The organism is Shimia sediminis (assembly GCF_003990645.1).
Taxonomy (GTDB): Bacteria; Pseudomonadota; Alphaproteobacteria; order Rhodobacterales; family Rhodobacteraceae; genus Shimia; species Shimia sediminis.
In genome coordinates this window covers 1-519 of sequence record NZ_RYZK01000120.1, presented here as the reverse complement: position 1 = coordinate 519, position 519 = coordinate 1, and the positions used below count along the sequence as shown (strand labels likewise).

Here is a 519-nt window from a genome sequence, read left to right as displayed (position 1 = left end):
GCTGTATGCAAGGATAATTGTGCCTATGAAGTCCTTTCTTTTTTTGTTTGTCGCCTTTGGGGTGGCAGTGACAGTAGCCCCACAAGATCTTGGCCTGTTACCTTACGACCCTTTTCAAGACGACCCCACTGAGACTCAGTTAGGTCAACTGACTGAATTCGAGCAGGAAGATGCTGAGTCACTTCCTCAACAACAAGAACAAGATCAACAACAGACAGAATTGGAACAACCCCAACAACAAGAAGAAGAAGACGAACAACAACAACAACAACAACAACAGCAGCAGCTGTTTGAAGATGACGATGATGAATTCGACGCTTTCAGGGAGGAACCCCAGTTCGAGCAGCAACAGAATGCTCCTCTGCAAGAAGCTGAACAACCTCAACAACTGGAACAACTCAACGTTAATAGACAAGCAACTTCTGAACCACAGCTACAACAGCTGAGGAAGAAGGGCGAGTATAAGAAGAAGAAGAAGTCTTCGTCATCTTTGGGGGCTGTTGGCCTGGGGGGTTCTAG

Annotated in this window: 1 protein-coding gene; it reads left to right on the top strand. The window is 46.4% G+C overall.

Going from position 1 to position 519, the window contains the following annotated elements; genetic code table 11:
• Positions 1-25: 25 nt before the first annotated feature.
• A partial coding sequence (locus EK369_RS21650; protein WP_206198173.1) for a hypothetical protein occupies positions 26-519 on the top strand: 494 nt, incomplete at its 3' end.